This window comes from Mucilaginibacter sp. MD40 (assembly GCF_002288635.1).
Lineage (GTDB): Bacteria > Bacteroidota > Bacteroidia > Sphingobacteriales > Sphingobacteriaceae > Mucilaginibacter.
Genome location: NZ_NRSW01000001.1, coordinates 3,205,013 through 3,223,643 on the forward strand (window position 1 = coordinate 3,205,013; position 18,631 = coordinate 3,223,643).

Consider the following 18,631-nt stretch of genomic DNA (forward strand, 5'->3'; position numbering starts at 1 on the left):
GACGATAATGTATAGAGCTATATACCCAAAGTTGATAGGTTTGGCCAATAATGGCTATATCTTCTGCTCAACTCAATGTTAAGCACCCACTTCTTTCGTTTGTCTAAATAAAATATGGCTTATACTATCGAATTTTCGACCGTGAGGAAATAACAATAAAAAGCCGCGAGGAATTACTCCCTGCGGCTTTTATCATCATCAAACTCAACCTAAGCTACTACTCTGTTCCACTCAGGGTGTTTCTTTAAAAATATTTGTACGTAAGCGCAAAGCGGAACCACTTTTAGCCCTTTGCTTTCAATGTAAGTAAAAGCCTTATCTACCAAAGCCTCCGCTACGCCTCGGCCCTGTAGCGCTTCGGGCACTTCGGTATGGATCAGATAAATTTTCTCACCACGCACCTGGTAATCAATAAACGAGCGGTGGCCATCTACCATCAATTCAAAATTGTGTATGGCTTCGTTATTCACCAGTTCAATATCTTCAAATTTCATATCGTTTTTTATTTCGATTTAACTATCAGTTCGTTAGCCAGTTTAAGCTCATCATAGGTAATGGTGTGCGGCCTGCCGGGATATACTTTCAGGGTAACATCCGCGCCCAGGTTTTTCAAAACCTCCACGCTCTCCTCTACCCTGCTTAAGGGCACATGCGGATCCGGGTTACCGGTAGCGATTAGAACCGGCGTGTTATTGAAATCGCCTTTGTAATGGCTTAAATCCAGTTGCTCACCTATCAGCCCACCTGTAAAAGCAGCCACGCCGCCATATTGTTTGGCATTGCGGGCAACATACTCTAAACACAGGCACGCGCCCTGCGAAAAACCGGTAAAATAGATATTTTCCGGGGCGATACCGTCGGCTATTGCCTGCTTAACGGTTTCATCTACCAAAGCCAAAGCTGATGATAAAGCGGGCTCGTTTTGTTCAACAGGGGCCATAAAACTATAGGGGTACCAGCTGTTATTAGTGGCCTGCGGGGCGTATATGGCGGCGTTAGCTATTTTAAGTTCTTTGGCCAGCCCTGTAATATCCTGCGCGCCGCCTCCCCTGCCATGCAGGGCGATGATGGCTGCAGTTGCACCGGCGACTGGCGCGCCGCCGGTGTATATCTGTTTGCTATGGTTGTACATATCAGTCTAATTTGGGTAAAACGGTTACCAGTTTATCACGGTACTGCTCGTATTGGGCAGGTAATTTTAAATGGCTGCCTAATTCTTCCACGCTTTCGTCAACCGCGAAGCCGGGGTTATCGGTAGCTATCTCAAACAACACGCCACCCGGTTCACGGAAGTATAATGAATAGAAATAGTTACGGTCGATCTTTTCGGTGATATGTAAGCCAAGCGCAGCTATCTTATCACGATATTGCATCAATACCTCTTCATTTTTAACCCTGAAGGCTACGTGGTGTACAGAGCCACCTGCTACGTGTCCGGCAATTTCGCCCGCAACTTCTACCAGGTCAACAATGTTAGCGTTATCTACAGCGTCGGTTACAAAGCGGTAACGATTAACGTTCTGCTCCAGTAATTTATAGCCGAACACATTGGTGAGTATATCCGCCGTAGGCTGCATTTTGTTGGTGGTGATAGTCACATTATGGAAGCCTTTAGTGGCGTTTTCCGCTTTGATCTCGTCAGTTTCCCATGGCAGGCGGTTATCAGCTATTTTTGAAACGATCAGTTCCAGCTTTAAACCGTCGGGGTCAAGAAAAGTAAGGTATTCCTCGCCAAACTTCTCGGCCGGTTTGTTATAGATCACGTTATGTTTCTCAAAGCGGTTGATCCAGAAATCCAAGCTTCCCTGTGGTACAGAATAGCCAATTTCGGTAGCCTGCCTTGCCCCCCTGCGGCCGGCGCTGATGCCTTCCCATGGGAAAAATGTTAATATGCTGCCGGGGGTACCTACCTTATCGCCGTAATAAAAGTGATAAGTTTCGGGGTCGTCAAAATTTACCGTTTTCTTCACCAGCCTTAAGCCAAGTGTTTTGGTGTAAAAGTCGTAGTTACGTTTTGCGTTACCGGCTATCGCGGTAATGTGGTGGATGCCGTTTATGGTGTTATTTTCCATGATATTTAAATGTTATGTTTATGAGTAAATGTTATGTGTAAATTAATATTCAAGTGTGCCAAAAACGCCTTCCCGGTAATCCTGCATAGCCTGCTTTACTTCTTCGGGCGTGTTCATTACAAAGTTATCCTTTGCCGCAACGGGCTCATTAATGGGCTCGGCCGATAAATAAAGCAGTTGCGTGTCTTCATTGGCGGTTATAATTATTTCTTCGTTATCCTGTTCAAATACAACCAAATGGTGCTCGCTTATCTCCTCCTGGTTGATCATTACCCTGCCTTTGGCAATATAAAGAAGTGTCCAGTAACCGGGGGTAGCCATTAACTGTACCTGCCTGCCCTGTTCTATCTCGCCGGATATGGACACCAGGGGTGTAAAGCTTTTAAGCGGACCAACTTTACCATCGTAATTACCGCTTGCCAGTCGTAAACTTACACCCGGCTGCTGTAATACCTCCGGCTGTTGCTGTTTGGTAGCCGATTGGTAAAAAGGCTCATCCCATTTTTTCGCTTTGGGTACATTTATCCAAAGTTGTATCAGCTCTTGCGTGCCACCGGTCTTCAGCATGTCTTCAGAAGGGCCTTCGCTGTGCAGTATGCCTTTACCGGCAAACATCCACTGCACATCGCCCGCCTTAATGGTGCCTTTGTGGCCGGCGCTATCCATATGATAACCTTCGCCCTGCAACTGAAAGGTAACCGGCGCGAAACCCCTGTGCGGATGCGGATGGATACGCAGCTTTTGCCCCGGCTCAATTGGTTTGGCCTGCAGGTGATGCAGCACGATGATGGGGTTGGCAAACCTGAAATCGATATGCGGAAGGGGCTGCAAAACGCTCTCCTCTTTGGTGATCTGCTTTTCGCGACCTTTAAGGATATGCCTGATCTTCTTTTTCATACTTCTTTTCCGTTTGGTATGATACAAAGGTAGCGGCAATGTGCAGGCGGCCCAATAATGTAGATTAAGGCAAAAACTTAATGTAGATTAATAAAACTGTGGAGAAAGAAAGGCGTTCCGAAAGCGTTCCGAAACAGTTTCCAAAAGCGTTCCGCATGGAACGCTCTCTTAAATCCAATTATCTGCTGAAAAACAGCATGATACAAGCATTATATAAACAAATTCACTACTCAGTTATAGAAGTCAACTATTTGATTAACAGCGTGTTCTGTCCGTCCCATTCCAGTATATACTCACAGTGGAACGGTGGTTATTTAACCAGGGTGGTGTTTAACATTTTACTCAAAAATTCGGGGGTAACACCGATATACGACGCCACCTGTTTCTGGGGTAAACTAAGAATGAGCGAGGGATATAATTCGCAAAAATTACTGTAGCGCTCCATGGCGGCCAGTACGCTGTTATCTATCTGCCGGTGCTGGTAAGTGGCCAATGCCTTTTGGGCCAGCACCCTATTAAAATGCTCAAATTTAGGGATGCGTGTGTTGAGTTCCTCAAAGTCGGCTTTACTCACATAGAGCACTTCTGTTTCTTCGATGGCGTCAATGCTTAGGCGGGCAGGCTCGCCGGTAAGATAGCTGCGCATGTCGGTTATCCACCAGCCGGCAGGGGCAAACTGCAGCACATGTTCGGTACCGTTTTTATCTACGGCATAGCTGCGCAAACATCCGGAGATCACAAAAATAGAGCGGTTGCTTACATCACCGGCCTCCAATAAAAACTGCTTCTTCTTTATTTTTTTATAATGAAAGCGCGAGACGATCTCCTGCTGTTCATCGGCAGTAAGCGATACGTATTTGGCGATATTATCTAACAAAAGCTGGTGCTGCATGCACGAATATACGCATTTACGCTTTTTTGAATACCGCTATACCATTATGCCCTCCAAAACCAAAGGTATTGCTCAACGCAACATTCACCTGCTTATCTATGGCCTCTTTGGTAACAATATGCAAACTGGCAGGTACTTCAGGGTCTATTGTGTGTGTATTAATGGTTGGTGGTATAATGTTATCCTGTATAGCTTTAACAGCAACTATGGCCTCTATAGCACCCGCAGCCCCTAACAAATGGCCGGTCATGGATTTAGTTGCGCTTATCGCGAAGTTTTTATTATCACCGAATACCGCGTTAATAGCTCTTGCCTCGCTCAGATCGCCTACAGGGGTTGAGGTAGCATGTGCGTTTACATAATTTACATCATCGGCATTAAGTCCGCCATCTTCAAGAGCGAGTTTCATGCCACGGATAGCCCCCTTGCCTTGCGGATGAGTGGCGGTGATATGGTAAGCGTCAGACGTCATGGCGGCACCGGCAACTTCCGCGTATATCTTAGCGCCGCGGGCTTTGGCGTGTTCGTACTCTTCCAGTATTAAAACGCCTGCACCCTCGCCCATCACAAAACCATCGCGCTCCACATCAAAAGGGCGTGATGCAGTCTGTGGTGAGTCGTTACGGGTTGATAAGGCTTTAAGCGCGTTATACCCGCCAATAGAGCCTTCACTGATAGGCGCATCGGCACCACCGGTTACTATGATCTTGGCCTTGCCCCAGCGGATGTAATTGAACGCGTCCATTATGGCAGTATTAGCCGATGCGCAAGCGGAAACGGCCGAAAAGTTTACTCCCATAAAACCAAACTTAATGGAGATAAGGCCGGAGGCCATATTCACCAGTGTTTTGGGTATAAAAAATGGGTTAAAATGCGGTGTATGGTCTGTTGCGGCATATTCTTTCAACTGCTGCTCAAAGGTTTCGAAACCACCCTGTGCAGACCCCATGATAACGCCTATATCAAACGGATCAACGCTGTTGGTATCAAAGCCGGAGTCTTCTACCGCCTGCTTGGCAGCTACCAGTGCATATTGGCTGTATAAGTCGCTGCGTTTTATTTCGTTACGATCGAGGTGATCAGCAGATTTAAATTCTTTGATCTCGCAAGCAAAATGTGTTTTAAAATGCTCAGCGTTAAAATGTGTAATAGTGGCGGCATTACTACGGCCATTAACTATGTTAGTCCAAAAACTTTTGATATCGTTGCCGGCCGGGGATACAACACCCATGCCCGTAATAACCACTCTCTTCATATAAATTAGCGTTGCTAAAATTCGGCCATAATAAAGGCAGCCGTAGCAATTTGCGGCGCAAAGGTAAATAAGTATGTAAATAAATTCACATCCTTGTGCCAAACTTTATTTACAAGTTAAACTGCTTAACGTAAAATGGTAAATTGCGCACAAATACTAAAACTATGCAAGAACCATTTGACGTACTGGTTGGCGGTGTTGTTTACTCCGTTTTCCCGGAAGAAGATAATGTATATACCATTTTTAAGGCAGGCAGTGAGTTTGGCAAAATTGAAAAAGACACGGACAATGTATGGATAATGCTGAACCCCGAAACCGAAACGCCCATGTTTGGCGATATCCCGGAGGTGGATGCCATTGGCCAGGCCATTATGAACTATGTGCCGGAAGAAGAAGTCGAAGATGACGATGACGACGAAGAATAATCGTTTGTATATTTAACCAATAAACTCAATTATGAAAAGACGTTCTTTTGTTAAACAATCCATCATCGGCGGCGCGGTTGCTGCTGTTACGCCGGCTGTAGCCATGTCGCAAGCCAAAACTACCGCTGTTGAGTACTACGAGTTGCGCGTTTACACCTTTAAGGATGAGCGCCAGCAAAAACTTACCGAAGATTTTTACCGCGATGTTTTCATCCCGACAACAAAAAAGCTCACTAAAGAGCCAGTTGGTGTATTTGCTGAGTTAAGCCCTGTCGGCCAAAGCAAACTCTTTGTGCTGATACCTTATTCCAACTTTGCACAGATAGACCTCCTTTTTGATCAATTGGAAAACGATAAGGCCTATTGGACAAAAGGTTCGGCCTATCTTAATGCGCCAGCGAGCGACCCGGCGTTTGAGCAGTTGGATACATCCATTTTAAAAGCCTTTGAACATTCTCCGGTTAAAGAGTTGCCTGCAAAAGAAGAGAGGATATTTGAGCTGCGCCAATATAAAAGCGCCAGCGAAGCAGCGGGTAAAAAGAAAATAGAGATGTTTAATGATAAAGGCGAGGTAGACATTTTTAAACGCCTCGGCTTTAAACCTGTATTCTTTGGCGAAACAGTTATAGGCGATAATCGCCCTAACCTTACCTACATGGTTACTTTTAAGAATATGGACGATAAGGCCGCTCACTGGAAAGCTTTCGGTGCCGACCCTGAATGGAAGAAAATAAGCGCCCCGGCAGATTATGCTGATGCCCTGCTGGTATCAAAGATCACCTCTACTATGCTTAAGCCGACTGCGTATTCGTTAATATAGATCTTTACAAACACTTCCATTAGCCAAAGGTTATTTAATAAATAACTTGCTGATGAAAGAGATAAGATTAACAGGGAAAACCATAGTTATAACCGGCGCATCAAGCGGTGCCGGACGCGCGGCTGCCTTTGAGTTTGCACAGTATCAGCCTAATCTGGTACTGGCTTCACGCAACATTACCGCACTTGAAGAAGTTGCCGATGAGTGCCGTGAATTTGGGGCTGAAGTACTTACCGTAGAAACAGATGTAACCGACCCTAAAGCGGTAATTGCCTTAGCCAACGCCGCTAATGATTGGTATAACCGTATTGATGTTTGGATAAACAATGCAGGCGTATTAGCCGCAGGTGATTTTGATACTACCCCCATGGAAGTACACGAGCAGGTGATTAAAACCAACTTGCTGGGCTACATGAACGGGGCACATGCCGTAATGCCGTTCTTTAAATCACAGCATTATGGTACGCTCATTAATAATATTTCTGTTGGTGGTTTTACCGCGGTGCCTTATGGTGCGGGCTACTCCGCCAGTAAATTTGGATTAACCGGATTTTCGGAAGCATTAAGGGGCGAACTTACTAATTGGCCTTGTATTCATGTTTGTGACCTTTACCCTGCATTTCTGGACACGCCAGGTATACAGCATGCAGGCAATTATACAGGCAAGCAGCTTAAACCCGCCCCACCCGTTTACGACCCCAAACGCCTTGCCGAGGCTATAGTTAAAGTTGCCGACGATCCAAAAACGAGCACCTATGTTGGTAGTACTTCATTATTATTGAAAGTGTCACATGCGTTATTCCCGGAGTTGACTACCAAACTGACCGGCGCCATCATGCGCAGGTATTTTAAAAATGCAGCGCCTATATCTTCGACCAGTGGTAATTTATTCAATACCGTAAATTACGGCATGGCACCATACGGAGGCTTCGGCTTACCGGGTAAGCCGAAGGCGCATCGCAAATACATAGCAGGCGCGTTAGCCACCGGGTTGATTGCCGGGGTTTGTTTAACGCTTTTTAGAAAATGATATAAAAAAGGGTTGGGAGCTACACTCCCAACCCTTTTTATTTACTTAGTACATACCCTAATATGGGTTTGCGCGTTTTAAAACCAACGCGTTCGTAAACCTTTATCGCCCCTGTGTTTTCCTGTAATACATGCAGAAAAGGAATTTTGCCTGCGGCGATGATGCGCCTCGCCTGTTCCAGTAGCAATTTAGCGGCATGCCCTTTGCCGGTATGCTCAGGGTGTGTACAAACGGCGCTAATCTCCACGTAAGGTAAAGGCCGCATTCTATGCCCTGCCATCGCAACTAAAGTACCATCAGTAAACACGCCGGTATAATTACTGAACTCGATTGTACGCTGTAAAAACGGGCCGGGGTTTGTCAGTTTGGTTAATGCCAGCATTTCTTCAACATGTTGGTCATCAAGGCTGGTTAGCGAACTGTCCATTTCATTCATATGGCCATTTCCTTCATAGATCATCTGGAACATTTTAAAATGCCTTAACACTTTTAACTCATCAGGAATATTAAGTTTAACAGGGGTAAAAAGCACATATACCCTATCATCAGACATATGCTCAACAAACGCTTCAAGATCTGCTAATGAATTATCTTTCGTGCCGGCGAATGGCGCTACATCGTTCTCAAAATGAAAGGCACCTCCGGCCTCAACTGCTAAGTGTTTGTTACCGGTTGTTAAAGCATTATAGATAGGATTATCGAGTACATGTGTCATAGTGTAAAGATGCGTAAACTCATTCAAATCACGCTAACAACAATATCACCTGAATGCCAATTTTACTTGAAATATAACACAACGCGTTACTTTTTTAAATAAAACAATGTTTACAAATACTTTACATTTACTACCTTTATTTGCACAGAAAGGAATTAAAGTTTAGTTAAACTAAACTGTATTATAAGTATTTTATGAGTAACACAATTAAAATGGTGGTTTTTGATATGGCTGGTACCACCATTAATGAGGACAACCTGGTATACAAAACGCTTTTAACCGCAATTAATAACGCGGGATATACGCTTAACCTTGAGCAGGTTTTGGCAGAAGGCGCGGGTAAAGAAAAAAAACAGGCTATCCGGTCTATACTGTTGGTATATCTGAACATCGTGGACGAAAAACTGATTAATCAGATATATAATAATTTTATTGAACAATTAGGTGCTGCCTACAAACACTTTGAAGTTAAACCACAACCCAATGCTGCAGAACTCTTCAATAAATTAAAAGAGCAAAACATTCTTACCGTGCTCAATACAGGGTATAACCGCGAAACAGCCGAATTATTATTAGCCAAGCTGGAGTGGAAAGAAGGACAAACATTTAATACCCTGGTAACCGCTTCTGATGTGCCAAACAACAGGCCCAATCCGGATATGATTTTTCATGCGATGCAAAAGTTTGGAATAAATGATGGTAGTTTAGTAGCCAAGGTAGGCGACTCCATTATTGATATTGAAGAAGGAAAAAATGCAGGGTGTGGCTTAACCGTTGGTATTACCACCGGGGCACATACTAAAACCCAATTGCAGCAGGCTAACCCCGATGCTATAATTGATAACTTATCGCAGTTATCAGCTTTAGTTATTCATTAACATTCTCTGAGGGTTTGATTTAAGCGCAAGCGGCGTTGTACTTTCAACGCCGCTTGCGCTTTATAATTATCTTACACCCAACTCGGCGATAGTAGGTTTGCTACCGCTGATAAGTGTATTGGCAATTAATTTAAAATAACGCGCGGTAACAGGTTTTTCCAAAGCTACTACCTGCTGCACCGGGCTGGATCTAATATTGGAAAACTCGCCTTTAGCCGCAATTTCCCAATGGCTGCCGTCACTACTTACCATGTAAGTATAACCGCTGATGATACCTTCTACACGCTTATCCTGCCTTGGTAAATAAGTAAACGAGTGAATAGTATGTTGCTGCCCCATGTCTACCATCAACACCGCGCTTCCATTTGCCTGCTCCTTCATGGTAACAAAGGTTAACGGATTGTCATCTATCGCTTCCATCAGCGCCGGATAAGCATCTTCACCATCGGTAATTTTCCAGCCTTTTTTGCTGATATCGAATACAGCCGTGGTTACGGTACTTTGTTTACCGCCATCCTCGAATGCCAGGGCTTTTACAGTCCCACCGAGTGGCATTTCAAACGGACCGGAATATAATGCTGATTGGGCGCCTGGCTGTGAGCCATTGGTAGTGTATCGTAATGCTTTTACAGGTGCCTCGGTCATTATCTCCACTCTACCCTGTTTATCCTTTTTTATAACCGGAGCGGTTAAATGAGCCGGTTCTTTAAACAAACCAAAATCGCTCAGTGCAATACAAACAGGCGCATATATAGTAAAGCGAAGACGCGCGGCGGTAATGTTCCGCTCGAGCCTGATAAGTCTGTTGGCACCTATAGATGTTGCATGCGCGATAGTTTCCCACTTACCGCCTATCATGGCCTGTACTTTTACCGAATCGATCCGTTGCCCAAGTTTAATATTCTCCCGGAAACGGATAATGTTAAATGTTTGCGGCTTTGCCAGATCAACGGTTACATCCGCCTGCTTTACCTTATCATCAGTTGCCCAATAGCTGTAGCGGTCATTATCAATAAGTTTGGCAGCCCCGTATAAAAGCTTGTTTTTGCCACGGATATTGGCAGGAATAAACGTTGCCCCCTTAGCCAGGTTCTTCACGAATGTTGCCTTTAATATATCTCCAAAAGCTTTTAGGTTGCCTATATCTTCGCTGGTTAACTGGCCTTCGGCATTGGGTGATAAGCCCAGATCCAGGCATGCTCCACGTCCTACACTTTCATAATAAAGCCTAAGCAATTGATAAGGTGTTTTAGATTGACCATCCTGCGACTTATGGTAAAACCATCCGGGCCTTAGTGCCACATCGCACTCAGCAGGTATCCAAAATTTACCATTACGTGTACCATTTATACTTTCAATATAATTAACGTTTCCGTTGGTCGGTATGCTGCCTTCCGCGGCGTGTGGTGTAAAGGTTTCCCAGCATGGGTCGCCTGCGGTACCGTCCTCGTTGCCCACCCATCTAACGTCAGGCCCTGCATCGCCGAATATAGCGGCACCCGGCTGCATGGTGCGGGTTATTTTCCAGGTATCTTCCCAGCCATAGTAATTTTCTTTATTGATCTTTCTAAGCTCCCTCTTGCCGCCGTAATATCCATCCCCTCCGTTAGCGCCATCGTGCCACGACATAAACAGCGGGCCGTAATTGCTATACAATTCGCGCAGCTGTTCACGGTAAACATCCTTCACGTACTTATCCGTTCCGTAGTATTCGTTATTCCTGTCCCAGGGAGAGCAGTAAATACCAAGCTTTAACCCCAGCTTTTTACAGGCCAGCTCATATTCCTTCACAATATCGCCTTTCCCATTTTTATAAGGACTGTTAGCGATATTATGAGCGGTGGTTTTAGTAGGCCAAAGACAAAAACCATCGTGGTGCTTGGCCACCACTACAATACCTTTTATACCGGCTGCTTTAGCGGCACTTAGCAACTGTACCGCATTAAAGTTCGATGGATTAAAGATGGCTGGTTTCTCGTCGCCATAGCCCCACTCCTTATCAGTAAAGGTTGCCATGCTAAAATGTATAATGCTATACATTTCGGTTTCCTGCCAGTATAATTGCCTTTCGGTAGGCAACATGCCATAAGGCTTGGGTGCAGGCTGGGCAAAAAGTGTATGAACTATTAACAGAAAGCTTGCTAACAGGCTTAATCTCTTCTTCATTATAGGTAATTTAGTTTACGGGTATATACTGTGGGGTATGATACTAATAAACACCAAAAAACAGAGAATAAAAACACCCGGTATTGCCTTTGCAAAGATGGCTTAATAGCCTGCAAACAAACTTTACTGGTTATATAAAAAAAATGCCGGCTCTTAGCCGGCATTTAAAGATCAGTATGTGGGTTGAGGATTGTTTTTCTGGACAGACATCACACTGTCTACCACAAACGAACTTACCCCTCTCCAAGGTAAGGTATGCAGGTATTCTTTGTAATGCAACTCGAGGTACGCACCCGCATTCTCGTTTAGTTTCTGTGCTACTTTTTCATCAGTAACAGAAAACATAAACTCGTTTGACTGCACTGTACCACCTGTAGGCGTTTTTATACCTGCCTGTATCAGCCTGCCTTCATAAGTTTTAAATAAATAGCCCTTTTTAACAAAATAGTTCATACTTCCGGCTTTTACGCCTTCGCCAAAAACGTAATAATAGCGGTAATAAACTATTCCAATTATCGCAAATACGACAACTACTAAAGCGATAAGACCAATTTTTCTCTTCATGGGGTATATGTTATTCTATAATTTTTGAACAGCATTATCACCGTATAAGTTTTAGTCAACTTACAATTAAACAGAGTAAACACAAGGTTACAAGTTATGCTATCAACGCCAGATAATAAAAGTGAATAAACTGCAAGTTTAAGAGATGATTGCCTAAAGATTTAATCTGAACTTGTATATGTCACTAAAGTTAATCAAGCTCTAAAACACCTATACCTATAATTAACCCCCAATAATATCCCGCACTTCCTGGGCAATAAACCTTTTGAAACCAAATTTAAACCACTAATACAGTAATTATGAGAAATCAATCCAAATTTACCCATTTGCTTATCGGCGGCATGGCATTGCTGGCTGTAGCCTGTAAAAAGGAGAACGCGTTAACCAGCCAAACCGCCAACAGTGCCGATGCTTTAAGCGCGGCGAAAACTGCTAATCTATCCATGGCGGCACTACCAGCCTCCGGCCAAAACAAAGTTGCTTATTATGCCTTTGACGTTACCCCGGCCAACCAGGGTGTACTGCCCCTAACCACCTTTACCGATAAAGCCAACATTGTGGTTATTTTTGAAGGCACGCTTTGGGAACTGGCTGATACCGTACATTATAATTCCGGCTGGATGCAAAACGCTTATTACAAAAACAAAAGGCAAGTATTGGCTGATATACAAACTTTAAGAGCAAGGGGTGTTAAGGTTTTAATGAATGTAGATGACGCCTCCTCTTGGAGTACGGCTACACCATTTACCACCTATAATGGCACTGCCTATAATTATACTCAATTTGCATCATTCATTAATGATTGTGTAAATACAGTTGGCCTTGATGGCATTTCGCTTGACGTAGAGCATAACGCTACAGACAATACCAATTACCGTAACCTCATCACAGAACTGGGCAAATACTTTGGCCCACTTTCAGCCAACAGCACTTCTAAAATATATACCGGTGCCTTTTATGATGGTGGCGCCCCAGGCCCAATCTTCCGGGAAACCGCTTTAAGCCAATACCTCAACTTTATAATGGATATGGGATATTTTGAAGACAACACCACACGTTTTAATTATTGGGCAAACACACTCGGCAATGCCAAAGTAATGTTGGGCATGTCATACGATTACAACAGCCAGGCGAGTGCCATAACCCAGGCGCAGTGGCATCCTACGCCTGACAAGGCCGGTATTATGGTATTTGCCGCAAACAAAAACAAAAGTTATACTGATGCCATCTTTGCGGCGCTGGATAATGGCGGCACTACCACCACCCCTCCGAGTGGTGCCGATATTACCGATTATGCAGGCGTACTTACCGCACAATACCAAACAGGGTCACCATCGGGCGAAGAATACACCAAGATCATTGATAACAATGCATCAACCAAGTACCTTACCCAGCACGCTTCGGGATGGGTACAATTTAAACCCAATACCGCAGCTACAGTGGTAAGCTACACTATTACTTCGGCTAATGACGTTCCTGCACGTGACCCAAAGAGCTGGACCTTACAGGGCTCCAATAATGGCAGCACCTGGACAACACTGGATACACGCGCCAACCAATCATTCGCTTCACGCTTGCTGAAGAAAACCTATACGGTTAGCAACACAACAAGCTATGCTTATTACAGGCTAAATATTTCGGCGGTGCAATCTGGCAGCATATTACAATTTGCCGAGTGGGAACTCTTTCGCAACTAAAGCTTAACTAACAAAAAGAGCGCTTTTAAAAGCGCTCTTTTTGTTTAAGTATGTACCAAACTGGTAGGCCGTCCGCTTATTCTTTGTTGAAATACAAGCGGTGTAGTGCCTTTAAGTTTTTTAAACGACTTATGGAAACTGTTCAAATTACCGAAACCTGCTTCGTGGGCAATTTGCTTAATGCTCATCCCTCCCCGGCTAATTAGTTTACAGGCATGGCCTACACGCATTTTCTCGATGAAAGAGGATATACTCTCGTTCATCCGGGCTTTAAAATACCGGCATAACGAGGTGGGGTTCATGGCTGCAATGTCAGACAGATCATCCAAACATATATTGTTTTGCAGATTACGCGATACGTAGTTAATAATTAACTGTATACGTTTGTCGTCATGTGACGAGGCATCGGTAAAACCCTCGCTCACCAAGTAACGCGAACTGCTGTCACCGGCAATAATTCCCAGTACAGATATGAGTAAGGCCAGGCGTTCATAGTTGCCTGAAGTAACCATTGCGGTAAGGCAACGGGCAATTTGTGGAGCACCACTACCCACCTGTACACCTCGTTTTGATGTTTCTAAAAGTTTCAATACATCATTACATTCCGGCAGGTTAAAAAATGTATTGCCACAGAAGTTACGTTCGAAATGTATAACATAAGCTTCCGCGCCATGCAAAATACCCGGTTGAAAGTAGTGTTCATCAAACTGCCAGTAATGCTCCAGATGCGGGCCTATCAGTATTACATCACCATCAGAAAACCTAGTAATGCTATCTCCAACGTACTGTGTTCCGCTTCCTTTTTTAAAATAAACAAGTTCATATTCCTGGTGGTAATGCCAGCGACTATTGATACCGGGGTTGTGATCAACCCGGAAACTGAACGATGCTTCGTTCTCGTTACCAGATTTTATAAAATTTGGCTTCACTTATAGGGGTATAATTTTACACTAATTAATAAATTATTTTAAATTTTATCAATACTTAATAAAAAAATTTAAGAATGACGGAATACAGAGATGGACACTGCCAGTTTTGGGAAAAGACTTGTAGTTTTGAAGAATTACATGAATGAAAACCTGAAGGCATTTCTTGATGATAAGGCCGCACAATATAATCGCCCTGAATTTATTGCTAAGGACCCCGTGTGCATTCCTCATCTGTTCAGCAAAAAACAGGACATTGAAATAATGGGCTTTTGGGCAGCTACCTTGGCATGGGGGCAGCGTGTAACCATTATCAATAAATGCAGGGAACTGATTGAATTGATGGATGGCGCTCCTTATGATTTTATCATGAACCATGAAGAGCCCGATCTTAAAAAGCTATTGACTTTTAAGCACCGCACTTTTAATGATATTGATACGCTGTATTTTATATCATTTTTCAGATGGCATTATGAGCATCATGACAGTCTGGAGGATGCTTTTCTACCACAACTCTCCCTTCAGGGGGCTGGCGGACTTGTTGAAGCGGCCTTAAACCATTTCCGCTCCTATTTTTTTTCACTGCCTGATTACCCGCATCGTACCAAAAAGCACGTATCATCACCCCAACAGAAATCGACATGTAAAAGACTGAATATGTTTTTGCGATGGATGGTTCGTAAGGATAATAAAGGCGTAGATTTTGGCATTTGGAATAAGCTATCGCCTGCCGATTTGATTTGCCCATGCGACTTACATGTGGACCGCGTGGCCCGGAAGTTAAAGCTCATCAACCGCAAACAAAATGACTGGCAAACCGCAGTTGAACTAACGGAACATTTACGCCGGCTCGATCCGACAGACCCTGTTAAATATGACTTTGCCTTGTTTGGACTTGGGATAGAAGAAAGATGGGGCATTGAGGGAATATTGCCCGAATTATAAGACTAATTTAAACGATATGGCATCAGAAGAGTATCAACTATCCGGTTTCACTAACGGGAAAAGCGAAACAACCCTTGCACTTTTTAATCGTTTCACAGAAGAATTTGCAAAAGTTGGAGTAATAGAAGTAGTGCCTTTAAAAAGCATGATAGCCATTGATAACGGCCAAAAGCGCATCGCCTGGATCACCCAATTAGGCAAAAATTTTGTACATGTAATTTTCCCATTTAGAAAAGAATATGCGGATAACCTTTGCTTTCAGAAAATAGCGCAGGTGCCCGGGCAGCAGCAATTTAACCATCATCTAAGATTATTTAATATAGATGATGTGAATGAAGAAGTTAAAGCGTTTATGCAACTTGCCTACCGCCAGGAAAACTTTTAATAAGCAAGCTGCAGTTTCCGGTTTAATACGTTCCGTTAACACGCTCAATAACAACATTTGGTTGGAGCTGCCCTTCATCAATACGTACCAATTTTTCATCAACAAAATAGTAATAAAGATAACTGTTGCCCGGAAGCGTCTTTTTATAAACCGTTCTTTGAGACGATTTTTCAGCCACTTCAATAAACATTTTGTTCTTTTTAGTAAACTCCGCCTCTGATGTTCCTAAGGGGTAATTATTTTGTAATGAACAACCAAAAGCAAAAACAGAAACGAATAAAACAATGATAGATTTTCTCATAAAGTTGTAGGTATATACAGATATGACCACACCTTAAAGAAATGGTTTAAACGCAAAAAAGATTATATTCTGCTAAGCTTCCTGGTTAAAATAAACCTTGTAGTAATTCATGGCTTTACCATCATCAAAGCCCTTCTCTATCAGTTCTTTATTACCATGTATGTAGATATGGAAGTTCTTATCCAGCTTTAGAACGCTTTTGTAAACCCTCGCCTGCTTTTTAACGGCATTGTCTGATATTTCAAATGTGTCGGCTATCCTGGTATCAAATTCCTCTTCATAATTGTTTTTAAAAATCTTGAATGATTCAATTGCCTCAGGGTTACTGATTACTTCCTCCGCGAACTCATCCAGGTCGAAAGTTTCCTTCTCCTTAAAATACTTCATTGACCGGTTGAGCAGGTCTATCTTGTCGGCTTTGGTCATTTCAAACTCTTCGTCGAGCTTATTGGTTACAAAATTTTTATAAACGCCCAAAGCGTTGCTGGTTTGGTTAAAGCTATCGTTACGGATCTTTAGCTGCAAAAAATCGTCCTTCCAGTAAACTGCAGCGTCCTGCCCTGCGGTAGTTTTATCCACTACAACCACTTTGTAGCCGTTTTCTTTTTCCACGTTAAAAACCAGCACCCCTTTATCCAGTTTATTGATATTGATGGCATCCTGCTCGTAATCTACTGCGAAGCCGCCTGCATCCGGGTATACCTTAAGGTAGGTTTCTTTATTTTCTGATTTGAATATACCTATGGCGTCCAAAAGCTCCCCCTCTATCTGCACCTGGTTAAAATACACCACGTACAATTCGCCCCCTTTAATGTTAGGATGCGTGCCTGATGCATGCAGGTGTTTAGCTATCTGTTCAGATGTGGCATGAAACTTTGTTTTATCATCAAAAACTTCACTTACAAAATGATGGATCTCGTTCAGTGCGAGGTCTCCGCTGCTATGCATCAGGTGGTAAACCTCGTTCACCTTTTCAAAAGGTTTCAAAAAATACTGGAGCAGCAACGCGGGTATCACATCGTCCTTTAGATTAAGAGGTTGTTGCGAAAGCGCGTACATTTCGCCTTGAGACTGGTTACCTACATGATGAACGGATATGGTGTCGAGCGAAGCTTCAAAAAATGTGATCATAACTGTACGAAGGTAAAACTTTTGATGAAAGGTTTATGGCACATCAACAACATAACATTCAACGGAAATACCGAAATTCGCACAGCCGAATATTATATTACCGGCCACGCTCATGACCAATAACGAAGATACCATTGTAGCCCTTGCCACCCCCAGCGGCGCTGGCGCCATAGGAGTTATACGCCTCTCCGGACCGGATGCCATACATATTGCCAACAGTGTTTTTAAGGGAAAAGACCTTACCAAACAGGCCACCCACACACTGCATTACGGCGCTATTACCGATGGTGAACTGATACTGGATGAGGTGGTGGTAGCGCTATTTGTAGGGCCTAAATCCTATACCCGAGAGAATGTGGTGGAGATATCCTGCCATGGTTCTAACTATATCATTGAATCTATTATTAAATTGTTGATCAAGAAAGGCGCACGGGCAGCAAAAGCGGGTGAATTTACCCTACGCGCATTCCTAAACGGACAGTTGGATCTGTCACAGGCCGAAGCAGTGGCCGATCTGATCGCCTCTAACTCTAAGGCCTCTCAGCAAGTAGCCCTGCAACAATTACGTGGTGGTTTTAGTAACCAGTTAGCCCAGTTGCGCGAGCAATTGGTACAATTTGCCTCACTTATTGAACTGGAGTTGGACTTTGCCGAAGAAGATGTGGAGTTTGCCAATCGTGATCAGCTAAAGCAACTCATCCATACCATCATCCGCATCATCAGCAGCCTTATACAATCGTTTGAGTTAGGCAATGCTATTAAAAACGGGGTGAATACAGTAATAGCCGGCAGGCCCAATGCGGGTAAATCTACCCTGCTGAACGCCCTGCTGAACGAAGAACGTGCTATTGTGAGCCACATCGCCGGCACCACTCGGGATACCATTGAGGAGGTGCTGAACATACAGGGCATTAACTTCCGGCTGATTGACACCGCAGGTATCCGCGAAGCCACAGATACCATCGAGCAAATAGGCGTACAACGCACCATGGAAAAAATCAGGCAGTCGGCATTGTTGCTTTACGTGTTTGATGCCGTGCAAATTACCATAGAAGAATTAAACAATGACCTGGAAAGCCTGCAGCACCCCGGCGTAACCATGCTGGTAATAGCCAACAAGGCCGACCTGCTGAACCAGGAGCAATTATTAAGCCTTCCGCACACCGACAAGGCGATCATTATATCCGCCAAAGAAAAACAGCATATTGATGAACTAAAGGCCAGTATATACAGCGCGGCGATTAAAGACCAGCTAAGCGGGAACGAAACACTGGTAACTAATATACGCCACCTGGAAGCCCTGCAAAAAACGGAGGAAGCCCTCACCCGTGTACTCAATGGAATAAACGATGTCACTTCCGATTTCCTGGCAATGGACATTAAGCAAGCGCTGCACTACTTAGGAGAAATCACCGGCGCTGTTACTACAGACGATCTGTTGGAGAATATATTTAGTAAGTTTTGTATCGGCAAGTAGACCCTCCAAACAACCCAAAAAACCGACAACTCAATAAAATTAAATATCTGATTGT

20 protein-coding genes are annotated in these 18,631 nt (G+C 43.8%); 8 read left to right on the forward strand and 12 right to left on the reverse strand.

Features of this window, described 5'->3' with window-relative positions; genetic code table 11:
- Nucleotides 1-209: 209 nt before the first annotated feature.
- The 6 genes from CKK33_RS14410 to fabF form a co-directional block, all read right to left on the reverse strand.
- Complete coding sequence (locus tag CKK33_RS14410) at nucleotides 210-494, reverse strand: GNAT family N-acetyltransferase (protein WP_095704776.1); 285 nt, start codon at nucleotides 492-494, stop codon at nucleotides 210-212.
- Nucleotides 495-502: 8 nt separating this feature from the next.
- Nucleotides 503-1,132: an alpha/beta hydrolase gene (locus CKK33_RS14415; RefSeq protein WP_095704777.1), complete on the reverse strand. Its 630-nt coding sequence runs from the start codon at nucleotides 1,130-1,132 to the stop codon at nucleotides 503-505.
- A 1-nt stretch (nucleotide 1,133) separates the two neighbouring features.
- Nucleotides 1,134-2,072 carry a ring-cleaving dioxygenase gene (locus CKK33_RS14420; RefSeq protein WP_095704778.1) on the reverse strand — a complete coding sequence of 313 codons (939 nt, stop codon included), beginning with the start codon at nucleotides 2,070-2,072 and terminating at the stop codon, nucleotides 1,134-1,136.
- A gap of 42 nt (nucleotides 2,073-2,114) precedes the next feature.
- Nucleotides 2,115-2,969 (reverse strand): pirin family protein, encoded by an 855-nt coding sequence (locus CKK33_RS14425; RefSeq protein ID WP_095704779.1) that lies wholly within the window; start codon nucleotides 2,967-2,969, stop codon nucleotides 2,115-2,117.
- 310 nt (nucleotides 2,970-3,279) lie between these two features.
- Entirely contained in the window at nucleotides 3,280-3,861 is a 582-nt protein-coding gene (locus CKK33_RS14430) for a Crp/Fnr family transcriptional regulator (protein WP_095704780.1), read from the reverse strand.
- A gap of 16 nt (nucleotides 3,862-3,877) precedes the next feature.
- A complete protein-coding gene (gene fabF, locus CKK33_RS14435; protein ID WP_095704781.1) occupies nucleotides 3,878-5,116 on the reverse strand; it encodes a beta-ketoacyl-ACP synthase II in 1,239 nt (412 codons plus the stop codon).
- A 164-nt stretch (nucleotides 5,117-5,280) separates the two neighbouring features.
- Between fabF and CKK33_RS14440 the strand changes: the two genes are divergently transcribed.
- The 3 genes from CKK33_RS14440 to CKK33_RS14450 are packed head-to-tail and all read left to right on the forward strand — an operon-like array spanning nucleotide 5,281 to nucleotide 7,391.
- Complete coding sequence (locus CKK33_RS14440; RefSeq protein ID WP_095705868.1) at nucleotides 5,281-5,541, forward strand: hypothetical protein; 261 nt, start codon at nucleotides 5,281-5,283, stop codon at nucleotides 5,539-5,541.
- A gap of 31 nt (nucleotides 5,542-5,572) precedes the next feature.
- Nucleotides 5,573-6,361: an NIPSNAP family protein gene (locus CKK33_RS14445; protein ID WP_095704782.1), complete on the forward strand. Its 789-nt coding sequence runs from the start codon at nucleotides 5,573-5,575 to the stop codon at nucleotides 6,359-6,361.
- Nucleotides 6,362-6,413: 52 nt separating this feature from the next.
- Entirely contained in the window at nucleotides 6,414-7,391 is a 978-nt protein-coding gene (locus CKK33_RS14450) for an SDR family oxidoreductase (protein WP_095704783.1), read from the forward strand.
- Between the two features lie 37 nt (nucleotides 7,392-7,428).
- Here CKK33_RS14450 and CKK33_RS14455 read toward each other — a convergent pair whose 3' ends face one another.
- Nucleotides 7,429-8,106, reverse strand: a complete 678-nt coding sequence (locus tag CKK33_RS14455) for a GNAT family N-acetyltransferase (RefSeq protein WP_095704784.1) — start codon at nucleotides 8,104-8,106, stop codon at nucleotides 7,429-7,431.
- A gap of 194 nt (nucleotides 8,107-8,300) precedes the next feature.
- On the opposite strand from CKK33_RS14455, the gene CKK33_RS14460 reads away from it, so the two are divergent.
- On the forward strand, nucleotides 8,301-8,984 hold the full coding sequence (locus CKK33_RS14460) for a phosphonatase-like hydrolase (RefSeq protein ID WP_095704785.1): 684 nt from the start codon (nucleotides 8,301-8,303) through the stop codon (nucleotides 8,982-8,984).
- A 66-nt stretch (nucleotides 8,985-9,050) separates the two neighbouring features.
- On the opposite strand, the gene CKK33_RS14465 is transcribed toward CKK33_RS14460, so the two are convergent.
- A complete protein-coding gene (locus CKK33_RS14465) occupies nucleotides 9,051-11,150 on the reverse strand; it encodes an alpha-L-fucosidase (RefSeq protein ID WP_095704786.1) in 2,100 nt (699 codons plus the stop codon).
- A gap of 171 nt (nucleotides 11,151-11,321) precedes the next feature.
- Nucleotides 11,322-11,714, reverse strand: a complete 393-nt coding sequence (locus CKK33_RS14470; protein WP_095704787.1) for a hypothetical protein — start codon at nucleotides 11,712-11,714, stop codon at nucleotides 11,322-11,324.
- A 299-nt stretch (nucleotides 11,715-12,013) separates the two neighbouring features.
- Between CKK33_RS14470 and CKK33_RS14475 the strand changes: the two genes are divergently transcribed.
- The gene (locus CKK33_RS14475; RefSeq protein WP_095704788.1) at nucleotides 12,014-13,411 is read left to right on the forward strand and encodes a glycosyl hydrolase family 18 protein; all 1,398 of its coding nucleotides are present in this window, start codon (nucleotides 12,014-12,016) and stop codon (nucleotides 13,409-13,411) included.
- Nucleotides 13,412-13,455: 44 nt separating this feature from the next.
- On the opposite strand, the gene CKK33_RS14480 is transcribed toward CKK33_RS14475, so the two are convergent.
- Nucleotides 13,456-14,340 carry an AraC family transcriptional regulator gene (locus CKK33_RS14480; protein ID WP_095704789.1) on the reverse strand — a complete coding sequence of 295 codons (885 nt, stop codon included), beginning with the start codon at nucleotides 14,338-14,340 and terminating at the stop codon, nucleotides 13,456-13,458.
- A gap of 138 nt (nucleotides 14,341-14,478) precedes the next feature.
- On the opposite strand from CKK33_RS14480, the gene CKK33_RS14485 reads away from it, so the two are divergent.
- Both CKK33_RS14485 and CKK33_RS14490 read left to right on the forward strand, forming a co-directional pair.
- A complete protein-coding gene (locus CKK33_RS14485) occupies nucleotides 14,479-15,282 on the forward strand; it encodes a TIGR02757 family protein (RefSeq protein WP_095704790.1) in 804 nt (267 codons plus the stop codon).
- A gap of 16 nt (nucleotides 15,283-15,298) precedes the next feature.
- A complete protein-coding gene (locus CKK33_RS14490) occupies nucleotides 15,299-15,667 on the forward strand; it encodes a DUF5655 domain-containing protein (RefSeq protein WP_095704791.1) in 369 nt (122 codons plus the stop codon).
- Between the two features lie 22 nt (nucleotides 15,668-15,689).
- Here the strand turns inward: CKK33_RS14490 and CKK33_RS14495 are convergent, their stop codons facing one another.
- Nucleotides 15,690-15,968, reverse strand: coding sequence for a hypothetical protein (locus CKK33_RS14495; protein WP_095704792.1), 279 nt, complete (start codon nucleotides 15,966-15,968; stop codon nucleotides 15,690-15,692).
- A gap of 72 nt (nucleotides 15,969-16,040) precedes the next feature.
- Nucleotides 16,041-17,099, reverse strand: a complete 1,059-nt coding sequence (locus CKK33_RS14500; protein WP_095704793.1) for a nucleoid-associated protein — start codon at nucleotides 17,097-17,099, stop codon at nucleotides 16,041-16,043.
- Nucleotides 17,100-17,211: 112 nt separating this feature from the next.
- Here CKK33_RS14500 and mnmE point away from each other — a divergent pair, with 112 nt between their 5' ends.
- Nucleotides 17,212-18,576 (forward strand): tRNA uridine-5-carboxymethylaminomethyl(34) synthesis GTPase MnmE, encoded by a 1,365-nt coding sequence (gene mnmE, locus CKK33_RS14505; RefSeq protein ID WP_095704794.1) that lies wholly within the window; start codon nucleotides 17,212-17,214, stop codon nucleotides 18,574-18,576.
- Nucleotides 18,577-18,631 lie beyond the last annotated feature (55 nt).